This window comes from Collinsella sp. HCP28S3_E9, assembly GCF_052065455.1.
In the GTDB taxonomy this organism is placed as follows: domain Bacteria; phylum Actinomycetota; class Coriobacteriia; order Coriobacteriales; family Coriobacteriaceae; genus Collinsella.
Map to the genome: position 1 here is coordinate 114,112 of NZ_JBQHTZ010000004.1, position 25,947 is coordinate 140,058.

Sequence of the window (25,947 nt, forward strand, 5' to 3'; positions counted from 1 at the left end):
TACGTTCCCGTTCTGTGACTAACCGAGTATAGTTGTAGGGCAATGCCGATATCCTACCCGTGTTTTTCGGGCCTAACCTTATTCGATGGGTTGATATGTACATTTCCACACATCAGGCTCTACTCGACTTTTGTCAGCGCGCTCGTGAGTTCGACGCGATTGCCGTCGATACCGAGTTTTTGCGCGAGCGCACGTTTCATCCGCGCCTGTGCCTGGTTCAGATTGCCACCCCTGCCGAGAGCGTCGCGGTCGATCCGTTGGTGATCGACGACTTATCGCCGCTGGCCGAGCTTATGGCCGACGAGAGCGTGGTCAAGGTCTTCCACGCCTGCTCGCAGGATATGGAGGTCATGCTCCACACTGTGGGCGCGCTGCCGCGACCGATTTTTGACACACAGGTCGCCGCCGCCTTTTTGGGCGAGCGCCAGCAGATTTCCTACGGCGCGCTCGTTCAGACGTTCTGCGGCGTATCGCTGCCCAAGACCGAGTCGCTGACCGATTGGTCGCGCCGCCCGCTGAGCGATAAGCAGATTGAGTACGCGATCGATGACGTCAAGTATCTGATCGTCGCCTATACCGAGATGATGAGCCGCCTGCGCGAGCTTGGCCGCGTGGACTGGGTGCTCGACGAGTTGCGCCCGCTGGCAGACGAGTCGCACTACCGCGCCGACCGGCATGAGGCATTCCGCAAGGTCAAGCGCATCAACTCGTGTAGCCGCCATCAGCTGGGCATTGCGCGCGAGCTTGCCGCCTGGCGCGAGGACCGCGCCGAGCGCCGCAACATCCCGCGCAAGTGGGTCATGTCCGACGATACGCTGCTGGCGCTCGTCAAGCGCAATCCCGTGCGCGTTGAGGAGTTCCGCAGCATCCGCGGCACCGATCAACTGGGGGAGCGCGATGTGGACGGCGCGCTCATGGCCATCAAGCGCGGCGCGAGCTGCCCGCACGATCGCCTGCCGCTCATGGTGCGCGGACATCGCCAGATCTCTCCGGAGCTGGAGAGCGTGACGGATCTCATGTACGCGCTCATTCGCCTGGTTGCCGAGCGTTCGGGCGTGGCGACCTCGGTCATTGCCTCGCGCGATGACCTGGCCGACTATATTGAGCATCCCGAGCAGAGCCCTTTGCGCGAAGGTTGGCGCTTTGAGCTCGTGGGCTCGCGCCTGGACGATCTGCTCTCGGGCAACATGGGGTTGACGGTGAAGGACGGCAAAATCGAGCTCCTGTAGGTATATGGTTACGCGGTTTTACCAAACCGCGTAACAGCTCGACGCTGCAAACGGCCGAGAGCGGCAATCTGACGTTCAATCGTCGCTCGCGTACCAAAGTACGCGTCGCTTCTCTTTCACGTCACCTTGCTCGCTCTCGGCCGTTTTCGCTGACATTGCCAAAACATCGATGCTGTCTCGTTGGCTGGGCGAGTGGGTAGAATGCCTCCAACGTGTAACTCGTTTCGGAGGAATTCGCATGCCCTATTACTATGGTTATGGCTTTGGCATCGACCCGGTGTACCTGCTGGTCGTCCTTGTTTGTACGGTGCTCGGTCTTGCCGCGCAGAGCTATATCAACTCGACGTATAAAACCTGGTCCAAGGTTCGCTCGGACGGCGACACGGGCGCTGCGGTTGCGCGCCGCATGCTCGACGCCAGCGGTTGCAATGCCGTGGGTATCAAGAGCGTTGCCGGTGAGCTCACCGATCATTACAACCCGCAGGATAACAACCTGTATCTCTCGGATGCCAACCGTTCGGGCGGATCGGTCGCAAGCGTTGCCGTCGCCTGCCACGAGGCGGGCCACGCCGCCCAGCGCCAAAGCGGCTATGCCATGATGAAGGTGCGCACTGCCCTGGTCCCGGTCGTCAACTTTACCCAGAACACCTGGACCATCGTGTTGCTCTTGGGCCTGTTTATGAACATCGCGGGACTCACGACCCTCGCGCTGATCTTCTTCTCGTTTAGTGTGTTGTTCCAGCTGGTTACGCTGCCGGTCGAGATTGATGCCAGCCGCCGCGCCGTGGCGTATATCGAGCGGTCGGGGATGAGCTCCAAGCAGGTCAACGGTGCCAAGAAGGTCCTGACGGCAGCCGCGCTTACCTATGTTGCCGCAGCGCTCACCTCGATCATTCAGCTGCTCTACCTGATGGCTCGCTACAACAGAAACTCCAACCGATAACAAATTGGCTTGACAGGCGCGGCGGGGATTTGTGTCCCCGCGGCGCTGTACTATGTGTTGGACTTGAATTTGCGCAGGGCTGGAGCCTTTGTGCACGATAACGAAAGGAGGCTGCGTGGCAGGCTGGAATCTAACCGGCAATGCCGTTTCCGCCGAGTTTGACGGCTCGGACGATCGGGAGCGCAAGGAACTCAGCGTGAGCCAGGCGGTGGAGATCGCCGCCGGTGCACTCGATGCTATTCCGCAGCTGAGTGTCTTGGGCGAGGTCACGGGTTTTCGTGGCCCCAATGCCCGAAGCGGCCACTGCTACTTCCAGATTAAGGACGATTCGGCCGCCGTTGACTGCATCATTTGGAAGGGTGCCTATCTCAAGCGCACGTTCGATCTGCGCGACGGCATGCAGGTGAGCTTTAAGGGTAGCTTCAATCTCTATAAGCCCACGGGCCGCATGAGTTTTGTCGCCCGCTCGTTTTCGCTGGCGGGGGAGGGTCTGCTGCGTCAACAAGTGGCGCAACTGGCCGAAAAGCTGAGCCGCGAGGGCCTGATGGACGAAGCGCGCAAGCGCCGCATCCCGGTGTTCTGCTCGCGTGTGGCGGTCGTCACCTCGCTTTCGGGTGCCGTAATCGATGACGTCAAGCGCACATTGCGTCGTCGCAACCCACTCGTCGAGCTCGTTTGCGTGGGTGCCAAGGTTCAAGGCGAGGGTGCGCCGGCAGAGCTTATTGAAGGCTTGCGTCGCGCCGCTTCCATTACGCCGGCGCCCGATTGCATTTTGCTGGTGCGTGGCGGCGGTTCCTTCGAGGACCTCATGACCTTTAACGACGAGGAGCTTGCCCGCGCGGTGGCGGCTTGTCCTGTGCCCGTGGTGACCGGCATTGGGCATGAGCCCGATACCTCGATCTGCGACATGGTGAGCGACCGTCGCGCCTCCACGCCCACGGCGGCGGCCGAATCGGTGGCGCCGGCTATGACGGAGTTGGCCGATGTGCTCGAGACGCGCCATCAGCGTCTGGGCGCCGCGATGGCTTCGATGATCGGGTCGGATCAGGTCGATCTGGAAATGCTCGACCAGCGCGGTCGTCGTGCCTGGGACACCTATACGGCTCGTCTGGGCGATGCGCTCGATGCGGCCGCGTGCCGCCCGTGCCTCAACGATCCAACGTTTATGGTCGAGCGTCGCGAGTCTGAGCTTGCCCTGACGGCCGATCGCCTGTCCGGCGCCATAACGCGTTCGGTTGGGGCCTTCCGCTCCGACTTTGAGCGCCTGCCCGAGCGCTTGATCGCAAGCACCTCGGGGCTCGATGGCAAGCGCCATGCGCTCACGCTTGCGAGCTCCCGTCTGGAGCATCAGGGGCGCACGATGCTCAGCAAGCCCGCGTCCGACCTGGGCCGAGCTGCTGCGTCGCTCGATGCCTTGTCGCCGCTCAAGGTGCTTGCCCGCGGTTACTCCATCGCGTACAGCGAGGACGGTGTGGCTACGAGCGCCAAGACCTTTAAGCCGGGCGACGCTATTCGCGTGCGCATGGCGGACGGCAACGTGGCGGCAACGGTCAATACGGTCGAGTAGGCCGCCTTTCATAGCGATAAACCCTTAGGAAAGGAAACAGATATGGCAGAGAAGACCCCGGTCGAGCAGCTTACGTACAAGCAGGCCTCGCAGGAGCTGGAGCTCATCATCCGCAGCTTGGAGTCGGGCGACATGGAGCTCGAGGAGTCGCTCGAGAGCTACACCCGCGGCGTCGAGCTTCTCAAGAGCCTGCGTACCCGCCTGGCCGATGCCGAGCAGAAGGTCTCGGTGCTTCTTAAGGATGTCGACGGCAACGACGTGCTCGCCGACGGCGAAGCCGCCAACACCGACGACAACCTCTCGTTCTAACCATCCCGCAGCCCACTTTGGGGTAGTCTTTTTGCGACGGGGCTTTTTTGACTACCCTTGCGCGACGGCTCGCCAGGTGCCTGCGCTTGCGAAAAAGTAGTCAAAAAAGCCCCGTCCCAAAAAGACTACCTTGGTCTGTGAGAAAGGAACCAACCATGTGTGATTGCATCTTCTGCAAAATTGCCAACCACGAGATCCCCTCAACCGTTGTCTATGAGGACGATCAGGTCATCGCCTTCGACGACCTCAACCCCCAGGCGCCGGTCCACACCCTCGTGATTCCCAAGAAGCACTACAGCGACATCGCCGACAACGTACCTGCCGAGACCATGGGCGCCATGGCCCACGCCATTCAGGAGGTAGCCAAGGCCAAGGGCCTGGAGGACGGCTTCCGCGTCATCTCCAACAAGGGCGTCAACGCCGGTCAGACCGTCATGCACTTCCACATGCATGTCCTCGGCGGCAAGAACCTGGGCGAGAACCTCATCTGAGGACGCTTCTTCCGTGGGATGAGGCGAAAGCTTAGGCACCGATAACTTATATATCAACGCAATAAACCCGAGCGCGAGGGCGTTTGGGTTTATTATTGAAGCGTATGTAACCTGGCGGCGCCACACCGCCTGTTAGTAGGGAGACACATGAACGTTCTGGTCGTCAACGCGGGATCTTCGACCCTTAAGTATCAGGTCATCGATACCAAGTCCCACAAGGTGTCCGCAAAGGGCTCCTGCGAGCGCGTCTGCTTTACCGGCGGTACCTTCACCCACGCTGCCAACGGTTCCAAGAAGGTGACCGAGAACATCGAGTTCCCCGACCACAAGGTCGCCATCGAGGTCGTCCTGAAGGACCTCGAGGCCAACGGCGTCAAGATCGAGGGCATCGGCCACCGTATCGTTCAGGGCGGTTGGTACTTCGGCGATTCCTCCCTCGTCGACGAGGACGTCCTCGCCAAGATCCGCGAGGTCGCTCCGCTCGCCCCGCTGCACAACAACCCCGAGGCCAACGTTATCGAGTACTGCCTCGAGCAGTATCCCGACCTGCCCAACGTCACGGTCTACGACACTGCTTTCCACTTCAATATGCCCGAGGTCGCCAAGACCTACGCCCTGCCCAAGGACGTCTGCGACAAGCTGCACATCCGTAAGTACGGCGCTCACGGCACCAGCTACCGCTACATCTCCAAGAAGGTTGCCGAGATGACCAACGGCGAGGCTCGCAAGGTCGTCGTGTGCCACATCGGTTCCGGCGCTTCCCTGTGCGCCATCGAGGACGGTAAGTGCATGGACACCACCATGGGCTTGACGCCGCTCGACGGTGTCATGATGGGCACCCGCTGCGGCTCCATCGACCCGGCTACCGTGTGCTACCTGCAGCGCGAGGGTGGCTACACCTTCGACGAGGTCGACGAGATGATGAACAAGAAGTCCGGCCTTTTGGCTGTGACCGGCGGCAAGACCAACGACTGCCGCAACGTCGAGGAGCTCGCCGCTGCCGGCGACCCCGAGGCTCAGCTCGCCTTCGATATGTTCGTCTACAAGATTGCCGCCAAGGCTGCCGAGATGGCCACTTCCATGTGCGGTATGGACACCCTGGTCTTTACCGCCGGCATCGGCGAGCACGCTCCGGCCGTTCGCGCCGGCGTGGCCGATCGTCTGGCCTTTATGGGCGTTAAGATGGATCATGCCCGCAACGCCCTGCGTGGCGACGGCGCCTGGTGCCTGTCCGCCAAGGATTCCAAGGTCAAGATCTTCGTTATCCCCACGGACGAGGAGTTCATGATCGCTTCCGACGTCGAGCGCATCGTCAACGGCAAGTAATTGCAAGAGGGGAGGGGCTGGACGACCGAGCGCCGTTCGGCCCCTCTTTTGCGCTCATTGGGCGATATGCTGATAGCTATTTATCAAGATATGATAACCTCTTATTAAAATGCGGCCGCCTTAAGGGGTCTGCGTCGACCGTATTGCACTGCAAAGGAGTCTCATGAACGTACTTGTTGTCAACGCCGGCAGCTCAAGCCTTAAATATCAGCTTTTGGATACCGATACCCGCAAGGTTTTCGCCAAGGGCAACTGCGAGCGTATCGGATCGGACATGGGCGTCTTTGGCCACTCCGAGAACGGTGGCGCCAAGCAGACCGAGGAGGTCCCTTTCCCCGATCATCGCTCTGCTATCGCTCGTGTGCTCGAGGAGCTTGAGAAGACCGACTTTACGATTGATGGCATTGGGCATCGTATCGTTCAGGGCGGCTGGCACTTCGATGATTCCGCGGTCGTCGACGACGAGGTTATGGCCAAGATCCTTGAGGTGGCACCGCTTGCTCCGCTGCACAACTACGGCGAGGCCGCGGCGATTGAGTATTGCCGCGAGAAGTATCCGGAGCTGCCCAACGTGGCCGTCTTCGACACCTCGTTCCACATGACCATGCCCGAGGTCGCCTACACCTACGCGCTGCCCAAGGACGTGTGCGACAAGTACCACGTGCGCAAGTACGGTGCACACGGTACGAGCCACCGCTACGAGTGGATGATGGCCAAGGAGATTCTGGGCTCGCGCTGCCACCGTCTGCTTTCGTGCCATCTGGGCAACGGTGCTTCGCTCGCCGCCATCGAGGACGGCGTGTGCCGCGACACCACGATGGGCCTCACGCCGCTCGATGGCCTGATGATGGGCACCCGTTGTGGTTCCATCGACCCTGCTACCGTGTGCTACCTGCAGCGTGAGGGCGGCTACAGCTACCAGGAAGTCGATGACATGATGAACAAGCAGTCTGGTCTGCTTGCCATCTCGGGTATCTCCAACGACGCCCGCGACATCCGCACGCGCGCCTCCGAGGGCGATGAGCGCTGCCTGCTCGCCTTCGACATGTTCGCCTACAAGGCCATGCAGCAGGCCGGTTCCATGATCGCATCCATGGCGGGCGTGGACACCATCACCTTTACCGCCGGCATCGGCGAGAACGACTGGTCGATCCGCAAGGCCTTCTGCGACTGCTTTGAGTGGCTGGGCGTGCGCATCGACAACAACAAGAACCGCGAGGCCGTGGGCAACGGCCCGCAGGTCATCAGCTCCGCCGGTTCCGCCGTCACGGTCATGGTCATCCCCACCGACGAGGAATACATGATCGCCCACGACGTCGAGCGTCTGACCAAGAACAACTAGCGTGCTCGTTTGCATGTAAACGAAAGGCCTCCGAAGCAACAGCTCCGGAGGCCTTTTTTTACTAGCAGAAGGACAGCGGAAACTCCATCCCGTTTCGAGCACAAATTCTGGGACACGCTTTCCGGTTGAGGCACGTTGCGGAAAATACGACCCACAACAAAGCAAAATTCCGTCCCGCAGTTTCCCAAACAGCCCCCAAGTGGAAGCTACATCCCGCAATCCGCCTTCAAACCGGGACACGCTTTCCGGCACAACAACCGCCGAGGCCCTATCAGCCTTTCAAATCCAAAGTGACCATATCCGCATCGTTTGCCCCCCAGCAACGGCACCCATCCATTCAGATTCTCAGCCCCAACTCGTAGCCAAGCCGCCGTCCACTCCAGATCCCCTGAGCACCACGTGGCGGCAGGGACCCTACAGGGTAAAGCTCTGAAAACATTCCGCAGGACGCATGAAACCCCCGCCGCACGAAGTGCGCAGCGGGGGCTTCATGCATGTCCGAGGACGTTTTCAGAGCTTTACCCTGTAGGGTCCCGAGGGGATACGTCCGCTACTCAGCCATCTGAGCCTGGACGGCGGTGATGGCTACGACACCCACGATGTCGTCGGCAGAGCAGCCGCGCGAAAGGTCGTTAACCGGCTTGGCGATGCCCTGCAGGATGGGGCCGTAGGCGTCGGCGCCGGCGAAGCGCTGGACCAGCTTGTAGCCGATGTTGCCGGCCTCGAGGTCGGGAAACACGAGCACGTTGGCCTTGCCGGCAACGGAGGAGCCGGGAGCCTTGAGCTGGGCGACGTTGGGGACGATGGCGGCGTCGAGCTGCAGGTCGCCATCGATGGCGAGCTCGGGGGCCTTCTCTTTGCAGAACTTCACGGCCTCCTGGACCTTCTTGGCGACTTCGCCGCCGGCGGAACCCATGGTGGAGTAGGAGAGCATAGCCACGTGCGGCTCAACGTTGCCCATGAAGGTGGACCAGGAGTGAGCGGAGGCGATGGCGATCTCGGAGAGCTCATCGGAGGACGGGTTGATGTTGAGGCCGCAGTCGGCGAAGATCAGCGTGCCGTCGGTGCCGAACTGCGGGGTGTCGGTGCACATCACAAAGAAGGCCGAGACCAGCTTGGTGCCCGGGGCGGTCTTGAGGATCTGCAGCGCGGGGCGCAGAGTGTCGGCGGTGGAGTGGCAGGCGCCGGAGACCAGGCCATCGGCATCGCCCATCTTGACCATCATGGTGCCAAAGTAGGTGGCGTCCATCACCTGGGCGCGAGCCTGCTCGATGGTGACACCCTTCTTGGCGCGGAGCTCGGCAAACTTCTGCGCGTACTCCTCGTGCTTCTCGGCATTGCGCGGGTCGATGACGGTAGCGCCGGGAACGTTGATCTCGTCGGGGTTGCCCAAGATGACGATCTTTGCCAAGCCCTCCTCGATGATCTTGGTAGCTGCGATGATGGTGCGCGGATCTTCGCCCTCGGGCAGGACGATCGTCTTAAGGTCGGCCTTGGCGGCAGACTTCATACGGTTTAGGAAATCGCTCATGTTACTCCTTACAAGCGTTTCGCTAAGCTCCAGGCACCCGGCTTTCCACGAATAAACCCGCTGCTAGCGGGTTTACCTTTCAAATATGTACGCCGGGGTGCTTGAGCTTTCCTTGTGTGGCAAGCTCATTATAGGACGCATTAGCGCTATAATCGCTCTGATAAATATGTCTCGAAGAATGTTCGAGAAAAGCCCAGCTAACGAGCCCGTGGCTTTTGACAAGGAGTATCGATGCAGATTACCTCAGGCCTGCCTGAAGGCTTTAACGCCGGCGCATACGACATGATTGTCGTCGGTGCCGGGTATGCCGGTGCCGTTTGTGCCCGCCGTCTTGCCGAGACCATCGGCTATCGCGTTGCCGTTTTGGAGCGCCGTGGCCACATTGCGGGCAATGCTTACGACTGCTTTGATGAGGCCGGGATCCTGGTCCACGAGTATGGTCCGCACATTTACCATACCTTTAACGAGCGCGTCCACAATTTTCTGTCGCGCTTTACCAAGTGGACGGACTACCAGCACAAGGTGCTCGCCAACATCAACGGCACCCTTATGCCCGTGCCTTTTAACCACGCGAGCCTCAAGCTCGCCTTTGGCGATGAGCGCGGCGAGGAGCTGTATCAGAAGCTCGTGGAGACCTTTGGCAAGGACGTCAAGGTGCCCATCATGGAGCTGCGCAAGAAGAACGACCCGGATCTTGCCGAGGTCGCCGATTACGTCTACGAGAACGTCTTTTTGCATTACACCATGAAGCAGTGGGGCCAGACGCCCGACCAGATCGATCCCTCGATCACCGGCCGCGTTCCCGTCTTTGTGGGCGACGATGACCGCTATTTCCCGCAGGCTCCCTTCCAGGGCATGCCGCAGGACGGCTATACCGCGTTGTTCGAGCATATGCTCGACCACGATCTGATTGATGTGTTCTGCGACGTGGACGCCCGCGACCTCTTTGAGATCGACGAGACCACCGTCAAGATCGACGGCAAGGTCTATGGCGGCGAGATCGTCTACACCGGTCCGCTCGACGAGCTGTTCAACCTCGACTTGGGCGCTCTGCCGTACCGTACGCTCGACATGAAGTTCGAGACGCTCGATATGGACCAGTTCCAGCCCGTGGGCACCGTCAATTACACCACGAGCGAGGATTACACGCGTATCACCGAGTTCAAGAACATGACTGGTCAGGTCCTGCCCGGCAAGACCACCATCATGAAGGAGTATTCCAAGGCCTATACGCCCGGCTCGGGTGAGACGCCCTATTACGCCATTCTGGAGCCCGAGAACCGCGAGCTCTATGAGCGCTATCTTGAGCGCGTCCAGAACCTGACGAACTTCCACCCGGTGGGTCGCCTGGCCGAGTATCGTTACTACGATATGGATGCCGTGACCAACTCTGCCCTCGATCTTTCGGATGAGATTATCGCCTGCCATGCATAAAGTCATATCATTCGGTATTCCCTCGTATAACGCCGCCAAGGACATGGACCATTGCATCACCTCCATTCTGGAGGGGAGCGATTACGCCACCGATATCGAGATCATCATCGTCGATGACGGTTCCAAGGACGAGACGGCAGCTAAGGCCGATGAGTGGGAGGCGCGTTACCCCGGTATCATCCGCGCGGTGCATCAGGAGAACGGCGGCCACGGCATGGCCGTCCTCTCGGGCCTGCGCGAGGCGCAGGGCACCTACTACAAGGTCGTCGACTCGGACGACTGGCTCGACGGTGCGGCGCTTTTGACCATGCTTTCGATTCTGCGTGGCTTTGAGGAGCGCGACCAGCGCGTCGATCTGTTTATCTCGAACTATGTGTACGAGAAGGTTTACGAGGGTACGCATACCGCTATTGGTTACAAGTTTGCCCTGCCGCGCAAAAAGATCTTTACCTGGGACCAGATTGGCCATTTCCGTCTGGACCAGAATTTGCTCATGCACAGCCTGTGTTATCGCACGGATGTGCTGCGCGCGTCCAATCTGCCTATGCCGCCGCACACGTTCTATGTCGACAATATCTACGCCTATGTGCCGCTGCCGCGCTGCAAGACCATGTACTACGCCGACATCGACCTCTATCGTTACTTTATCGGTCGCGAGGGCCAGAGCGTCAACGAGGCCACGATGGTCAAACGTCTGGACCAGCAGTTTCGCGTGACGCGCATTATGATGGAGTCGTTCCATCTGTACAGCGATGTCGAGTCGTCGCGTCTGCGCGCGTACATGATGGGCTATTTCACCATGATGATGGCAATTTGTTCGGTGCTTACCAAGCTTTCCGATGAGGATTGCGCCGACGAGCGCCTGACGACATTGTGGAGTGATTTGAAGGCCTACGACGAGCGTATGTATCGTCGTGCGCGCTACGGTGTGGTCGGCTTCTTTACCAACCTGCACGGGCGGGCTGGAGACAAAACCACACTCGGCCTATACCGTCTTGCCTCAAAGATCTTCAAATTCAACTAGTGCATAAACGCTCGGGTAACGGGGACCCCTGGTCCTTAACTTGCTACTTCGAACAGTCCTGCGCAAGACGGAGGCGCCACTGGCGCCTCCTTTGCGTGCGGAACTCGTATCAAGTTAAGGACCAGGGGCCCTCTGCTATGTCCCGCTTTATGTCAGCAAGCTGAATTTGAAGATCTTCGACGCGCGGTACACAGGGGCCTGGGCTGAAAGAGATCTTGTTGAGTAGGTTACCCGGTTGGCCTTGGTTATGTTTGTCGCGAGTTCCGCACGAGCCGAAGAGCACTTAATGTGCTCTTCGTGCGAGCCAGGACTGTAGAGCAGCAAACATAACCAAGGCCAACCGGGCAACCGGACGAGCTAGTTTACTTCGCAACGCCGGGGATGCCGTGGGATGTTTTGGCGGTTTTGGCTCCGTTTACGATGGCGGTTTCCAGGGCCCTTACGGCGAGCATGCCCAGCAGGTCTAGGGGAACGGCGGCGCTTGCCTGGCTGCCCAGCTTGCCGCTGGCAAGGGTGTAGATGGTGTCACCGTCGTTGGTGGTGTGTGTGGGGCGGATGGCGTGTGCATAGGCGTCTGCGGCCATCTGGGAGACCTTGGTGGCCTGGGCCTTAGTGAGCTCCACGTTGGTGACGATGCAGCTGATGGTGGTGTTGGTGCGGTCGAGTGGCATTTTCATAGAGCCGGCGGCGGCAAGGGCGGCGAGCTCCATGTCGACGATCTGGTCGCTATCGGCTGCGGCGCGCATGCCGGCCACCCACTCGCCGGTGGTTGGGTCGACCACGTTGCCACAGGCGTTGACCGAGACCACGGCGCCCACCTTGACGGTGCCGAGTGCCACGGCAGCAGCTCCAAGGCCAGCCTTCATGCAGGTGGCGGGCCCCATGAGCTTGCCTACGGTGGCGCCGGTGCCGGCACCTACATTGCCCTGCTCGAGTGTGGTGGGGGTATGGTCGAGCGCCTCGCGCACGGCGGCGATACCGGCCTCAATGTCGGGACGCACGGTGGGATCGCCAAAGGCGAGGTCGAAGATGCAGCTGGAACACACGATGGGCACCTGCGTGGGGCCGACGGGCAGGCCGATGCCGCGGCTCTCGAGTTCGCGGGCCACGCCGCTTGCCGCTTCGAGACCAAAGGCCGAACCGCCCGAAAGGCAGACGGCGTGGACCTTATCGACGGTGTTCTCGGGACGCAGCAGATCGGTCTCGCGCGAAGCGGGAGCGCCACCACGTACGTCAACGCCGCCGGTGGCACCCTCGGGCGCCACGATTACGGTGCAGCCGGTGCCGGCCTCCCCGTCTGTATAGTTGCCAAAGCAAAAGCCATCGATATCGCAAACGTCAATGGCTTCGAGCAGGGTGTCCATGTTTTCTCCTATCGGTTTTCCGCCGGGCCTTATGCTCGGTCGGGATCCGTACGGTACGGCAAAAGTGTAGGCGCCGGGGGATACCCAGCGCCAGATGCAATTACGAGAGTTTTTGAATCGCACGTGCGACGCGAGCGATGGGTAAGCCCACCACGTTGTAGAAGTCGCCCGAAATGTCATGCACGAGCATGCGGCCGCCTGTGCCCTGGATACCGTAGGCTCCGGCCTTGTCCATGGGTTCGCCGGAGGCAACATAGTGCCCGATCTGCTCCTCAGTAAGCTCATAGAACGTCACGTCGGTCACATCGACAAACGACAGACTTTCGGCGGCATGCGGAGCTGCAGCGTCGCCGGCTTTAACGATGCAGACGCCGGTTGCCACCTGGTGCGTGCGGCCCGAAAGCTCGCGGAGCATGGTGCGTGCCTCGTTCTCGTCTGCCGGCTTGCCCAAAATTTGCCCGTCAAAGGTGACAATGGTATCGGCTGCGACAGTCAGTTCGTTGGGTTTGGCGTGCTCGGAGGCAACGGCAGCGGCTTTGGCGCGTGCCAAGCGTTCGACAAGCGTAAGCGGAGCTTCGCCATCAAAAGGTGTTTCGTCGATATCTGCGGGAATTACGCGAACGTCATAGCCCGCCTCGCGCATCAGCTCTATGCGGCGCGGCGATTGCGAAGCCAAAATCATAGCTGGATGCCCTCGGCAACCTTCTCGACGGCCTTGTCGCCGGCGAGTGTGCGCAGCAGCTCCAAGGCAAAGGGAAGTGACTGTGCCATGCCGCTGGCAGTGATGATGTTGCCGTCTTGCGTGACCTTCTCGCCGGTATAAGCACCCTCGGGGAAGCTCTTCTCAAAGCCGGGGAAGCACGTGGCTCGGTGTCCCTCGAGCAGACCAAGCTCGCCCAGGATAAACGGGGCGGCGCAGATGGCGGCAACGTGCTTGGTTGCGGCGAACTCGCAGACTACATCGCAGACACGCTGGTCGGCGCGCAAGTTGGTGGCTCCGGGCAGGCCGCCGGGCAGCACGATGCAGTCGTACTCCTCAAAGTTGATCTCATCAAAGAGCGCATCGCAGGTCACGGGAATCTGCAGCGAGCTCACGACCTCGCGTGTGGGCATGATCGAGACGAGCGTGGCGCGCACGCCGCCGCGACGCATGACGTCGACCATGGTCAGGCATTCAATAGTTTCAAAGCCATCGGCGGCGAGAACGGCAACGCTGGGCATGAGAGTTCCTTTCGTAAGGCGGCATACAATTAGCCGTCTTATACCCCGAAGACCTATGCTTGCCACGCCCGATTTCCCAATGTTTAAAAAGGGACGGGGATTAAATAATCATTCGGAACAAATTTATTTTTATCCCCGTCCCAGAAAAATCATCGGGTGTGGTCTTGGGCAAACAGTCTAGTTGCGCTTGAGATGGGCGACGGTTTCGCAGTGGAAGGTTTGCGGGAACAGGTCGACCGGCGTGATCTTGACGGGGGAGAAGGTTCCTTCCTCGACAAAGCGCTTAAGATCGCGTGCCAAAGTCGCCGGATCACAGCTCACGTAGGCCACGTCGCGGGCGCTCGTGCTGGCGATGAGGTCGATTGCCTCGGGTGCCAGACCTGCACGCGGCGGGTCGACTACCAGGACATCGGCATCCTGGTCGGGGAACTCGCGCACGGCATCGCCGCCGATGACATCGACGTTATCGAGCTTGTTGATCTCGAGGTTGCGGCGCAGGTCGCGCACGGCCGGGCCGTAGGCCTCGACGGCGGCAACAAAATCACAGCGGCGGGCGAGCGGCAGGGTAAAGGTGCCGGCGCCGCAGTACAGGTCCATGGCAAGCTCGTCTTCTTGCGGGTCGAGCGCCTCCATGACAAGCTCGATCAAAATCTCGGCGCCCTTGGTGTTGACCTGGAAAAACGATGGGGCCGAAAGGCGCATCTGGCCGTCGGCGATGTTCTCGGTCCAGGAGCCCTCGCCGGCGAGCATCTCCACCTTGGAGACGCGGCGGGCCTTCTTCTCGCCCTTGCTCATGACGCGCACTACGCTCGTGGGGCGAGCGGCGTCTGCCAACACGCGCGAGACCTGCGAGCGCGGGAAGGAGCCCGTGGGCGTCCAAAGTGCGACCTCGAGCGCCTTGGTGCGACGCGAAGCGCGAATGCCCACGCGCTCCAGACCCAGATCGTGACTGCCGCTCAGATAGTTGAGCGCGCCGACGACCGATTTGAGCGCCTTGGGAAAACGCTTATCGAACAGCGGGCACGAATCTACGGTGACGATCTTGCTGGGATCGACGCCGTGCATGCCAAGGCGAACGCGGCCGTTAACGAGGGTGGGCTCCAGCTCAATCTTGTTGCGGTAGCCCCAGTCGTCCTTGGTGTGGCGGATGGGCTGGACAAGATCGTTGACCTGCTCGGGGGCGAACTTGCCAATGCGCTCGAGCGTGGAGCGCAGGTTTTGCTCTTTGGCGGCAAGCTGCGCGGTGCGCGAGAGATTGCCCCACGAACAACCGCCGCAGACGCCCACGAAGGGGCAGGGGGGCTGAATGCGATCGGGGCCCGGCTCCAGAATCTCGGTCGTGCGGGCGCGCATAAACGACTTGCCGTCCTGCACGATCTCGGCCTCGACGGTGTCGCCTGCCACGGCGCCCTGCACAAAGACGGCCTTGCCGTTGTCGGCGTGCGCCAGTCCGTCGGCGCCGTAGGTCATCGATTCTATGGTGAGCTTCATGTTCCTGCCTGTCATTCGCGGTATTGTTCGCAACCATGGTAGCAGTGAAAAGCGCCCCGTATTTGGGGTATTCCTCAAATACGGGGCGCTTCTACAAACGTCTATTTCGTCTTGCCGGTAATGAGCGTCTTAAGGCCTAGGCCGATCAGGCCCAGTCCCATGCGCACGCGACCGGGGCGATGGCGCTCGATGGTCTTGGTCTTGCCAGCGGGCTTCTCGCGGCGGGCGCCCTTCTCGGACGCGGGGTTGGCCGTCTGCGGTTGGGGCCGAGGAGCAGGCTCGGACTCAGGCTCTATGACGGTTGCCTGAACCTTCTGGACCTCGGGTGCGGCCGGCTGCGGTTCGAGCTCAGGCTTGGATGCGAGCGTAGGTTCTGCCTTGGCGACGGCCTCGGCGTTGCGATAGGCACGCTCCAGCAGAGCTTCCTGCGAGTTGAAGGGCTTCTCGCCGTCTTTGCGCTCCACGGGAATCCAGGTGCCGTCACTCGTCAGACTGCGTGCCTTCACGTTGTCGCGCAGCTGCATGCCCATGTACTCGTGCACCTGGGCGCGGCAGGTGGGGTCGAGCACGGGGAAGGCGATCTCCACGCGGTGCTCGGTGTTGCGCGTCATCATGTCTGCCGAGCTCAGGTAGATCATATCCGAGTCCACGCCAAAGGCATAGACGCGCGCATGCTCCAAAAAGCGTCCGACGATGGAGCGCACGTGCACGTTCTCGGTCTTGCCCGGAACACCGGGCTTGAGGCACGAGATACCGCGGATGATCATGTCCACGCGCACACCGGCACACGATGCCTCGGCGATCTTGTCGATGACCTCGCGGTCGGTAAGCGAGTTGAGCTTAAAGAACACGCGGGCGGGCTCGCCGACAAGGGCACGCTGAATCTCGCGGTCCAGGCCGCGCATGATGAGCGGCTTGAGGCCCACGGGCGCCACGCCCAGGAAGCGGTAGTCGCCGCGCAGGTTGCCCAGCGACAGGTTGCGGAAGAACAGGTTGGCGTCCTCGCCGATGCCGGGATGCGCGGTCATGAGCATAAAGTCGCTGTAGAGCTTGGCCGTCTTCTCGTTAAAGTTGCCGGTACCCAAAAGCGTCAGACGGGTAAGCGCCATGCCCTCGCGATAGGTGAGCTGGCAGATCTTGGAATGGCATTTAAAGCCCTCGGAGCCGTAGATAACGGTGCAGCCGGCCTCTTCCAGCCGCTCGGCCCATTCGATGTTGTTTTGCTCGTCAAAGCGGGCGCGGAGCTCCATGAGCACTGTAACCTCTTTGCCGTTTTCGGCAGCATCGATGAGCGACTCGCACAGGCGGCTTTGTTTGGCCACGCGGTAGAGCGTGATGCGAAGCGAGATGCACTCGGGGTCGTAGGCTGCTTCGTGCACCAGGTCCAAGAACGGATTCATGGTCTCGTAAGGGTAAAAGAGCAGCTTGTCGTGCTGCAGCACCTGATCGCGGATGGAGCGGGTCATATCGATGGTGGGGTTGGGCTGCGGCCTAAACGGCGTAAAGAGCAACTCGTTGCGTAAATGCTCGGGTATTTTGCCCTCGATGCCAAAGACGTAGCCCAGGTTGAGCGGGATATCGCAGGTAAAAACCGAGCGGCGCGAAAGCTCGAGCGCTTTGCGGATGGTCTTGAGCGTTGGCTTTTCGAGCGAGCCCGATACGGCGAGCACCACCGGCTGCAGGCGCAGGCGCTTCTTGAGGATGCGCTTCATGTGCTGGCGGTAATCCTCTTCCTCCTCGACGCCTTCGCCGTCCGGATCGATGTCGGCGTTGCGGGTGACGCGGATGAGCGCGCGGTCGAGCGGCTTATAGGAGCCGAAGCAGCTGTCCAGGCAGGCGAGGATGACGTCCTCGAGCAGAATGTAGGAGTAGGTGCCGGTGGGCGAGGGGATTTCGACCACGCGGTTCATCGAGGTGGGAATCTCGATAAGGCCCAGCAGGCTCTCCTCGTCGGTGATGCCGTCCAGGCCACAAGCCAGATAGAGCGCGCCGTTGCGCAGGTTGGGGAAGGGATGGCGCGGATCGATGACCAGCGGCGAGATGACCGGTGATACGTAGGCCTGGAAGTAGCGGGTTACAAAGGTATGTTCCTCGGGCGTAAGCGAATCGATGCGGGCGCGGTGAACGCCCAAAGCGTCGAGCTTGTCCTCGATGCTCTTAAAGATCGACTCCCAGCGGGTAAGGAGCCCGGGCAGCTCTGCCATGACAGCATCGACCTGTTCGGAGGCGGTCATATTGCTCTTGTTGTCGACGGGCTGTTTTTTGAGCTCTGCCAGATCGGACAAGCCGCCCACGCGCACCATGAGAAACTCGTCGAGATTTGACTCGAAGATCGAGACGAACTTAAGGCGCTCGAACAGTGGCACAGACTCATCGAAGGCTTCGTCGAGTACGCGGTTATCAAAGCGCAGCCAGCTAAGCTCTCGATTTTGCGTATACGAGAAATCGCGCGGTTTCTTGCGCAGCTTGGCGGCGTTCTGCTTCTTTTCGATTTTGCTCGGCATATGCATCTGTCCGTTCAGTCCCCAAAGGGACGGTAGCCTAACACTGTTTGCTATTGTCTCAATTTAGTCGACCTATGGCACATACGTATCGCGCGAACGGTATCTTTACCTACTTATTACGCTGACGATCCGAAGCACTAACGTCCGGTGCTTTGAACAAGCGATCTATATCCTCACTCAACTGGTGAGAATGTATGAATAAGAATGATAGCAAGCTGAATATAATCGAATTTAGGTCGAATCGAGGACAAGCGTCATTTATATGCAGAAAACCGTTTTCGCTATGCAATTTTGAATCATGGATAACTTTGAGTGTTCAATCTTGATTTCCTAGAAAAATAACGTTTACCTAGGAAAATCTGCTTTATGAAACTGAAGTGCATCATGGGAAATCATATGCGATATACCGTTCATCGTAGTTTGTTGACCGTTCGGGGGCGAGGTGGAATTGCGGGTGGAAATTGGATATAACTAGAGCTGTCAGCAAGCAGCGCTCCATACGGAGGGGCGCTGATACATTTGGCCAGTAAGGCCCGAAAGAAAGGTAGGAGGCCATGACGAAAGGTCTGCACGTGCCTTCCGAGATCGGCAAGCTCAGGAAGGTCTGCCTGCACCGTCCCGGCGACGAGCTCCTCAACCTGCCGCCCGACGAGCTCGAGCGGCTCCTGTTCGACGACGTCCCGTTCCTGGAGGTCGCGCAGCAGGAGCACGACACCTTCGCCCAGATCCTGAGGGACCAGGGCGTCGAGGTGCTCTACCTCGAGAACCTCGTCGCCGAGGTGTTCGACCAGGTCCCCGGCGCCCGCGCCGAGTTCACCGACCAGTACATCGCCGAGGCCGGCATCCGCGGGAAGCACATGCCGCAGATCGTCCGCGAGAAGCTGGACTCCATCGAGGACAACCTCGAGTTCGTCAAGAAGACCATGGCCGGCATGACCAAGGCCGAGATCGAGATGCCCCTCACGGCCTCCACGACCCTCGACTCCCTGGTCAACTCCGAGTCCGAGTCCGACCTGATCATCGACCCGATGCCCAACCTCTACTTCACCCGCGACCCGTTCGCGGTCGTCGGCGAGGGCGTCAACCTCAACCGCATGTACTCGGTCACCCGCAACCGCGAGACCCTGTACGGCAAGTACGTCTTCAAGTACCACCCCGACTACAAGGACGTCTCCCTGTACTTCCGCCGCGACTGCCAGTTCCACACCGAGGGCGGCGACGTGCTGAACATCAACGAGAAGACCCTCGCCGTCGGCATCTCCCAGCGCACCCAGGCCGCCGCTATCGACGTCATGGCCCAGAACATCTTCTGGAACTCCGACTCCAAGGTCGAGCGCATCCTGGCCTTCGACATCCCGGTCTCGCGCGCCTTCATGCACCTCGACACGGTCTTCACCCAGATCGACGTCGATAAGTTCACGATCCACCCCGCCATCATGGGCACCCTGCGCGTCTACGAGCTGACCGCCGGCAAGAACCCGGGCGACGTGAACATCCGCCTGATCGAGGACACCCTCGAGCACGTCCTGGAGGACGCCACCGGCGTCGACCAGGTCAAGCTGATCCCCTGCGGCGGCGGCGACCCGATCGCGGCCTCCCGCGAGCAGTGGAACGACGGCTCCAACACCCTGTGCGTCGAGCCCGGCAAGATCTGCGTCTACGCCCGCAACACCGTCACCAACGACGTGCTGTACAAGGAGGGCCTGGACCTTCTCGTCGTGCCCTCCGCCGAGCTCTCCCGCGGCCGTGGCGGCCCGCGCTGCATGAGCATGCCCTTCTGGCGCGAGGACCTCTAAGGTTTTCAAAGATCCGTACGGGTCTTAATACAAACATCTAGCTGCCATTAGATGTCTTCCAATGGGGCGGTGCGGGTTTTCGCACCGCCCCATTCTTGTTTAATGAAGCTTAATTAACATCAGATAAGGCGGCCCATATGACCAGGGGCAGTCACGTTGATACCCCCCCAACGGTGTCGGCTTCTTTGCCTTTTGGGCATCATCTCGATTCCCATGACCTTCGCCGGCATCATCCCCGTGTTCTAGCGATTGGAGCCTAACCATGGATATCAAGACGATCGGCGTTGAGGAGTGGCTTAACGTTTGGGAGAAGAGCGCTACGTGGGATATCGCCCAGTCGACGATCTCCTCGCTTACCATGGGCGAGCTGCGCGCGCTCGACGAGCAGGACGGCGCCACATTCTACGAGCGCCTGGACCGCGAGAAGATGAACTACGGCTGGATCGAGGGTTCACCGGAGTTTAAGGCTGAGGTCGCCAAGCTCTATCGTCGCGAGGTCAATCCCGATCACATTTTGCAGACCAATGGCTGCACGGGTGCCAACCTCAACGCCATCATGGCCGTGGTCGAGCCCGGCGATCATGTCATCGCCGAGTGGCCTACCTATGCGCCGCTCTACGAGATCCCGCGTACACTGGGCGCCGAGGTCGAGTATTGGGAGCTTCGCGAGGAGCTCGGCTGGAAGCCCGATATCGAGGAGCTCAAGCGCCTGGTGCGTCCCAACACGAAACTCATCTGCATCAACAACGCATCGAACCCCATCGGTACGGTGCTTGATGCCGATACGCTCGGTCAGATTGCCGAGATCGCCCGTTCGGTGGGCGCCTACGTGCTGTGTGACGAGGTATATCTGCCGCTCGAGAACACCGAGTCCTTTATGTCGATGGCCGACGTGTATGAGAAGGCCATTGTCACCAACTCGGTGTCTAAGACCTATTCGACGCCTGCAGCCCGCGTGGGTTGGGTCGTGGCCGACGAAGAGGTGTCCAATCGCATCCGCACCTATCGCGATTACACCATGATCTGCGGCGGCGTGTTCAACGATGCCCTGGCGACCTATGTGCTTGAGCACAAGGACAAGATTCTCGAGCGCAACCGCAAGATCGTGTCTGGCAATCGCGATATCGTGCAGGCTTGGATCGATACGCAACATCGCGTTTCCTGGACGGCCCCGCAGGGCGTGTCTACCTCGTTTATCCGGCTTGATATTCCCGAGGACGACGAGGAGTTCTGCAAGCGCCTGTTGTCCGAGAGGGGAGTGCTGCTGGTGCCCGGCAGCCGTTTTGAGCTTCCCTGCGGCGCACGCCTGGGCTACTGCGCGAGCGAAAATGTTCTTCGCGAGGGCTTGAGGCTTCTGGGCGAGGCACTGGCCGAGTTCGATTGCTAATCCCTTGAGGCCCGCGAAGGCCTAAACCTTACTTGGCCCTAGGTGTACCGAATGCAGACCCGCCCCTTTTGGGGGCGGGTCTGTTTGTCTTTGCCGCCGGAAAAGTCAAGTTGTTACAAATGGAGACGCAAGATCGATCGGGTATTCGACGGGCCTTATACTAAGCTTCCGGTGAACGGTATCCAACGTCTGGTAAACGGTAATCTGTTTGCAAAAAATGAATAGGAAGAACTTTCTTTTGAATAAAACTCAAAATGGTTGAGATGCAGCAAGAATTGCGAATTCTATTCATATCGTTGCGCGAAATATGCAAACTGAGGGTGGTTTAACAAAGTTTAGTTTCATTTGATTTTTGGATTGAAAACGCGTTTAAGCACGTAAATACACTTTATTAAGATGAAGTGTGCCATGCGTGAAGTATATGTGTATGCCGTTCACCCCCTATAAAAAACCGTTCGGGGGCAAGGTGGAAGTATGGGTTGATTTTGGATATAAATATGTCGTCAGCAATAACGCCTCACACGGAGGGGCGCTAACGAATCGGCCCTGACAAGGGCCCGAAAGAAAGGTAGGAGGCCATGACGAAAGGTCTGCACGTGCCTTCCGAGATCGGCAAGCTCAGGAAGGTCTGCCTGCACCGTCCCGGCGACGAGCTCCTCAACCTGCCGCCCGACGAGCTCGAGCGGCTCCTGTTCGACGACGTCCCGTTCCTGGAGGTCGCGCAGCAGGAGCACGACACCTTCGCCCAGATCCTGAGGGACCAGGGCGTCGAGGTGCTCTACCTCGAGAACCTCGTCGCCGAGGTGTTCGACCAGGTCCCCGGCGCCCGCGCCGAGTTCACCGACCAGTACATCGCCGAGGCCGGCATCCGCGGGAAGCACATGCCGCAGATCGTCCGCGAGAAGCTGGACTCCATCGAGGACAACCTCGAGTTCGTCAAGAAGACCATGGCCGGCATGACCAAGGCCGAGATCGAGATGCCCCTCACGGCCTCCACGACCCTCGACTCCCTGGTCAACTCCGAGTCCGAGTCCGACCTGATCATCGACCCGATGCCCAACCTCTACTTCACCCGCGACCCGTTCGCGGTCGTCGGCGAGGGCGTCAACCTCAACCGCATGTACTCGGTCACCCGCAACCGCGAGACCCTGTACGGCAAGTACGTCTTCAAGTACCACCCCGACTACAAGGACGTCTCCCTGTACTTCCGCCGCGACTGCCAGTTCCACACCGAGGGCGGCGACGTGCTGAACATCAACGAGAAGACCCTCGCCGTCGGCATCTCCCAGCGCACCCAGGCCGCCGCTATCGACGTCATGGCCCAGAACATCTTCTGGAACTCCGACTCCAAGGTCGAGCGCATCCTGGCCTTCGACATCCCGGTCTCGCGCGCCTTCATGCACCTCGACACGGTCTTCACCCAGATCGACGTCGATAAGTTCACGATCCACCCCGCCATCATGGGCACCCTGCGCGTCTACGAGCTGACCGCCGGCAAGAACCCGGGCGACGTGAACATCCGCCTGATCGAGGACACCCTCGAGCACGTCCTGGAGGACGCCACCGGCGTCGACCAGGTCAAGCTGATCCCCTGCGGCGGCGGCGACCCGATCGCGGCCTCCCGCGAGCAGTGGAACGACGGCTCCAACACCCTGTGCGTCGAGCCCGGCAAGATCTGCGTCTACGCCCGCAACACCGTCACCAACGACGTGCTGTACAAGGAGGGCCTGGACCTTCTCGTCGTGCCCTCCGCCGAGCTCTCCCGCGGCCGTGGCGGCCCGCGCTGCATGAGCATGCCCTTCTGGCGCGAGGACCTCTAAGTCTTTCCGTTTCCGGTGCGGTCCCCCTACAACCGCACCGGTTTCGCCCGTCAAACGGGCAACACGAATACTTGCGTAATTCATTTTTCGAAAGGAAACGAACCATGGGTGTTAACCTCTCCGGCCGTAGCTTCCTCAAGCTCCTCGACCTCACCACCGAGGAGATCGAGTACCTGCTCAAGCTCTCCAAGAACTTCAAGGACATGAAGCGCGCTGGCGTTCCGCACCGCTATCTCGAGGGCAAGAACATCGTTCTGCTCTTCCAGAAGACCTCCACTCGTACCCGCTGCGCCTTCGAGGTCGGCGGCATGGATCTGGGCATGGGCGTCACCTACCTCGATCCGGGTTCGTCGCAGATGGGCAAGAAGGAGTCCATCGAGGACACCGCCCGCGTTCTCGGCCGCATGTATGACGGCATCGAGTTCCGTGGCTTTGCCCAGGACGACGTCGAGGAGCTCGCCGCTAAGTCCGGCGTGCCCGTGTGGAACGGCCTGACCACTGAGTGGCATCCCACCCAGATGCTCGCCGACATCCTGACCGTCCAGGAGAACTTCAACTACGACATCAAGGGCAAGACCCTCGTCTTCATGGGCGACTGCAAGAACAACGTTGCTCGCTCCCTCATGGTTGTCTGCTCCAAGCTCGGCATGAATTTCGTGGCCTGTGGCCCCGAGGAGTGCATGCCCGCTGACGACGTCATCGAGGCCTGCAAGCCCATCGCCGAGGCTAACGGCTGCACCATCAAGCTGACCACCGACGTCAAGGACGGCGTCACCGGTGCCGACGTTATCTACACCGACGTGTGGGTCTCCATGGGCGAGCCTGACGAGGTCTGGGCCGAGCGTATCGCTCAGCTCACCCCGTATCGTGTCACCTCCGAGGTCATGGCTATGGCCAACCCGGGTGCCATCTTCCTGCACTGCCTGCCCAGCTTCCACGACACCAACACCACCATTGGCGCCGAGAAGTGCGAGCAGTTCGGCATTACCGAGCAGGAGGTCACCGACGAGGTCTTCGAGAGCCCCGCTTCCAAGGTTTTCGACGAGGCCGAGAACCGCATGCACACCATCAAGGCTGTCATGTACGCAACGCTCAAGTAAGAGCCTTTAAGCACTTCGCTCGGGGTGTATCGCTGCACACCCCGAGCGGTTTGTCTGGTAAATATCTTGCGTCGGGCGGTGGGCACGGCACGGAAGATCCGCTTCGCGCGAGAAAGTTAAATGATTTATGAAGGGGGGATGAGAACCATGACTGAGACCGCTAAGAAAAAGCGCGGTATGCCTTCATCGTTCACCATTCTTCTAGCTCTGCTGGCAATTGTTGCAGTGATTACCGTTATCGTCTCCGGCACGTCCGGCGGCGCTGTTACTGCAGCCCGCCTGAGCGATTTCTGCACCGCCCCGATCCTGGGCTTCGCTGACGCTCTGCCCGTCTGCCTCTTCGTTATGATCCTCGGCGGCTTCCTCGGTATGATGACCGAGACCGGCGCCCTGGACAACGGCATTGCCGTTCTGGTGCAGAAGCTTAAGGGCAACGAGATCATGCTCGTTCCTGTCCTTATGCTCATCTTCTCCCTCGGTGGTACCACCTATGGTATGTGCGAGGAGACCGTTCCCTTCTACGCCCTGCTCGCCGCTACCATGATGGCTGCCGGCTTCGACCCCATGGTCGGCGCTGCTACCGTCCTGCTCGGCGCTGGCTGCGGCTGCCTGGGCTCCACGGTTAACCCGTTCGCCGTCGGCGCTGCCGTCGACGCTCTGACCGGCGTTGGCATTGAGGTCAACCAGTCCATCATCATCGGCCTCGGTGCCGTCCTGTGGATTGTTACCACGGCCATTTCCATCTTCTTCGTCATGGGCTATGCCAAGAAGGTCAAGGCTGACAAGGGTTCCACCATCCTGTCGATGCAGGAGCTCAAGGACGCCGAAGAGGCTCACGGCAAGGCTGCTTCCGAGGTTAACAAGGAGGTCAAGCTCACCGGTCGTCAGAAGGGTGTTCTGATCGCCTTCGCCTTCACCTTCGTCGTCATGATCGTCGGCTTCATTCCGCTGGCCGACCTCAACGAGGGCGTCGCCAACTTCTTTGACGCTGGCGCTGTCTACGATGCCGACGGTAACACCGTCGTCCAGGGCTGGTCTGCCCTGATCACCGGCCTGCCCATTGGCCAGTGGTACTTCGACGAGGCTTCCACCTGGTTCTTCCTCATGGCTATCCTGATCGGTATCATCGGTGGCCTGTCCGAGAAGCAGATCGTTAACACCTTCATCACCGGCGCTGCCGACATGATGTCCGTTGTTCTCGTCATCGCCCTCGCCCGTGGCATCTCCGTCCTCATGGCCAACACCGGTCTCGACGTCTACGTCCTCGACGCTGCCGCCAGTGCCCTGGCTGGTCTGTCCGGCGTGATCTTCGCTCCCATGAGCTTCCTGGTCTACTTCGGCCTGTCCTTCCTGATCCCCTCGACCTCTGGTATGGCTACCGTCTCCATGCCCATCATGGGACCGCTGGCTGTTAAGCTCGGCTTCTCGCCCGAGGTCATGGTCATGATCTTCTCCGCCGCCATCGGTGTCGTGAACCTGTTCACCCCGACCTCCGGTGCCATCATGGGCGGTCTCGCCCTGGCCAAGATCGAGTGGACGACCTGGCTCAAGTTTGCCCTTAAGCTCATCGTCGTTCTCTCCGTCGTCTGCGCCATCATCCTGACCGTCGCCTGCGTGTTGATCTAAGTACCCAACGGGTGCCCCACGGAAACCTTGACGATCCTGTAGAGGATCACTTGGTCATCGTCTGTCCGGTGGGGTCAACCCACCGGTAGACTCCTACCTTTAGCCCCCTCCCGTTCCGTGCGCGGGAGGGGGCGCTCTTATGTTGCGCGGTTCTACGAACCGCGCAACCAGTTGACGCTGCGCGCCGCCCAGAACGACAATTTGCCATTCAAAAGGCAAGGCATGACCAAAAGGTCTATGCCTTGCCTTTTTCATGCCAACTCGTACGTTCTGGACGGCGCTCGCTGACTTATGCTCAACCTGCGATGTTGCCATTGCTGGTGCAGGGGAAGTGCGTTTGGGGGCGGGTATTTTTGGCCGGGGGGGGTTTTTTTGGCCCGGGTTTTTACAACTCCCCAAAAAAAACGCCCCAGCACCACCAACAAAAAATCCCACGACCCCG

The 25,947-nt window shown here is 60.1% G+C and carries 20 protein-coding genes; 14 read left to right on the forward strand and 6 right to left on the reverse strand.

Translation table 11 applies throughout. From position 1 onward, the window contains the following. The first annotated feature begins 95 nt into the window (after positions 1-95). The 7 genes from rnd (at position 96) to ACTNA2_RS03360 (ending at position 7,207) form a co-directional block, all read left to right on the forward strand. On the forward strand, positions 96-1,229 hold the full coding sequence (rnd, locus tag ACTNA2_RS03330) for a ribonuclease D (protein ID WP_154517283.1): 1,134 nt from the start codon (positions 96-98) through the stop codon (positions 1,227-1,229). A gap of 238 nt (positions 1,230-1,467) precedes the next feature. Next, positions 1,468-2,172, forward strand: coding sequence for a zinc metallopeptidase (locus ACTNA2_RS03335; RefSeq protein ID WP_441048605.1), 705 nt, complete (start codon positions 1,468-1,470; stop codon positions 2,170-2,172). 115 nt (positions 2,173-2,287) lie between these two features. Continuing rightward, positions 2,288-3,739, forward strand: a complete 1,452-nt coding sequence (gene xseA, locus ACTNA2_RS03340) for an exodeoxyribonuclease VII large subunit (RefSeq protein ID WP_441048606.1) — start codon at positions 2,288-2,290, stop codon at positions 3,737-3,739. A 42-nt stretch (positions 3,740-3,781) separates the two neighbouring features. Then, entirely contained in the window at positions 3,782-4,048 is a 267-nt protein-coding gene (xseB, locus tag ACTNA2_RS03345; RefSeq protein ID WP_161144749.1) for an exodeoxyribonuclease VII small subunit, read from the forward strand. A gap of 155 nt (positions 4,049-4,203) precedes the next feature. Then, positions 4,204-4,539, forward strand: coding sequence for a histidine triad nucleotide-binding protein (locus ACTNA2_RS03350; protein WP_035137921.1), 336 nt, complete (start codon positions 4,204-4,206; stop codon positions 4,537-4,539). Between the two features lie 147 nt (positions 4,540-4,686). Continuing rightward, on the forward strand, positions 4,687-5,865 hold the full coding sequence (locus ACTNA2_RS03355; protein WP_006234305.1) for an acetate/propionate family kinase: 1,179 nt from the start codon (positions 4,687-4,689) through the stop codon (positions 5,863-5,865). Between the two features lie 163 nt (positions 5,866-6,028). Next, positions 6,029-7,207 carry an acetate/propionate family kinase gene (locus tag ACTNA2_RS03360; RefSeq protein WP_441015726.1) on the forward strand — a complete coding sequence of 393 codons (1,179 nt, stop codon included), beginning with the start codon at positions 6,029-6,031 and terminating at the stop codon, positions 7,205-7,207. A 550-nt stretch (positions 7,208-7,757) separates the two neighbouring features. Here ACTNA2_RS03360 and pta read toward each other — a convergent pair. Then, positions 7,758-8,738 carry a phosphate acetyltransferase gene (gene pta, locus ACTNA2_RS03365; RefSeq protein ID WP_427718446.1) on the reverse strand — a complete coding sequence of 327 codons (981 nt, stop codon included), beginning with the start codon at positions 8,736-8,738 and terminating at the stop codon, positions 7,758-7,760. Positions 8,739-8,969: 231 nt separating this feature from the next. Here pta and glf point away from each other — a divergent pair, with 231 nt between their 5' ends. Both glf and ACTNA2_RS03375 read left to right on the forward strand, forming a co-directional pair. Continuing rightward, a complete protein-coding gene (glf, locus tag ACTNA2_RS03370) occupies positions 8,970-10,172 on the forward strand; it encodes a UDP-galactopyranose mutase (RefSeq protein WP_427729079.1) in 1,203 nt (400 codons plus the stop codon). Continuing rightward, on the forward strand, positions 10,165-11,196 hold the full coding sequence (locus tag ACTNA2_RS03375) for a glycosyltransferase family 2 protein (RefSeq protein ID WP_441048607.1): 1,032 nt from the start codon (positions 10,165-10,167) through the stop codon (positions 11,194-11,196). The genes glf and ACTNA2_RS03375 overlap by 8 nt, the downstream gene beginning before the upstream one ends. Positions 11,197-11,558: 362 nt before the next feature. Here ACTNA2_RS03375 and ACTNA2_RS03380 read toward each other — a convergent pair whose 3' ends face one another. The 5 genes from ACTNA2_RS03380 to ppk1 all read right to left on the reverse strand — a co-directional run bounded on the left by ACTNA2_RS03380 (position 11,559) and on the right by ppk1 (position 17,782). Continuing rightward, positions 11,559-12,560 (reverse strand): P1 family peptidase, encoded by a 1,002-nt coding sequence (locus ACTNA2_RS03380; protein WP_427794874.1) that lies wholly within the window; start codon positions 12,558-12,560, stop codon positions 11,559-11,561. A gap of 100 nt (positions 12,561-12,660) precedes the next feature. Then, positions 12,661-13,242, reverse strand: coding sequence for a Maf family protein (locus ACTNA2_RS03385; RefSeq protein ID WP_441048608.1), 582 nt, complete (start codon positions 13,240-13,242; stop codon positions 12,661-12,663). Continuing rightward, entirely contained in the window at positions 13,239-13,781 is a 543-nt protein-coding gene (locus ACTNA2_RS03390; RefSeq protein ID WP_441048609.1) for a DJ-1 family glyoxalase III, read from the reverse strand. The genes ACTNA2_RS03385 and ACTNA2_RS03390 overlap by 4 nt, the downstream gene beginning before the upstream one ends. Before the next feature lie 177 nt (positions 13,782-13,958). Further along, the gene (gene rlmD, locus ACTNA2_RS03395; protein WP_427748199.1) at positions 13,959-15,287 is read right to left on the reverse strand and encodes a 23S rRNA (uracil(1939)-C(5))-methyltransferase RlmD; all 1,329 of its coding nucleotides are present in this window, start codon (positions 15,285-15,287) and stop codon (positions 13,959-13,961) included. Positions 15,288-15,373: 86 nt separating this feature from the next. Continuing rightward, a complete protein-coding gene (ppk1, locus tag ACTNA2_RS03400) occupies positions 15,374-17,782 on the reverse strand; it encodes a polyphosphate kinase 1 (RefSeq protein ID WP_441048610.1) in 2,409 nt (802 codons plus the stop codon). 548 nt (positions 17,783-18,330) lie between these two features. Between ppk1 and arcA (ACTNA2_RS03405) the strand changes: the two genes are divergently transcribed. The 5 genes from arcA (ACTNA2_RS03405) to ACTNA2_RS03425 all read left to right on the forward strand — a co-directional run bounded on the left by arcA (ACTNA2_RS03405) (position 18,331) and on the right by ACTNA2_RS03425 (position 25,505). Continuing rightward, entirely contained in the window at positions 18,331-19,572 is a 1,242-nt protein-coding gene (gene arcA / locus ACTNA2_RS03405; protein ID WP_427719159.1) for an arginine deiminase, read from the forward strand. Positions 19,573-19,834: 262 nt separating this feature from the next. Then, the gene (locus ACTNA2_RS03410; protein ID WP_441048611.1) at positions 19,835-20,959 is read left to right on the forward strand and encodes an aminotransferase; all 1,125 of its coding nucleotides are present in this window, start codon (positions 19,835-19,837) and stop codon (positions 20,957-20,959) included. Between the two features lie 578 nt (positions 20,960-21,537). Further along, positions 21,538-22,779, forward strand: coding sequence for an arginine deiminase (gene arcA / locus ACTNA2_RS03415; RefSeq protein ID WP_427719159.1), 1,242 nt, complete (start codon positions 21,538-21,540; stop codon positions 22,777-22,779). 104 nt (positions 22,780-22,883) lie between these two features. Next, the gene (gene argF / locus ACTNA2_RS03420) at positions 22,884-23,879 is read left to right on the forward strand and encodes an ornithine carbamoyltransferase (protein ID WP_006234279.1); all 996 of its coding nucleotides are present in this window, start codon (positions 22,884-22,886) and stop codon (positions 23,877-23,879) included. A 138-nt stretch (positions 23,880-24,017) separates the two neighbouring features. After that, positions 24,018-25,505: a YfcC family protein gene (locus tag ACTNA2_RS03425; RefSeq protein ID WP_370450555.1), complete on the forward strand. Its 1,488-nt coding sequence runs from the start codon at positions 24,018-24,020 to the stop codon at positions 25,503-25,505. Positions 25,506-25,947 lie beyond the last annotated feature (442 nt).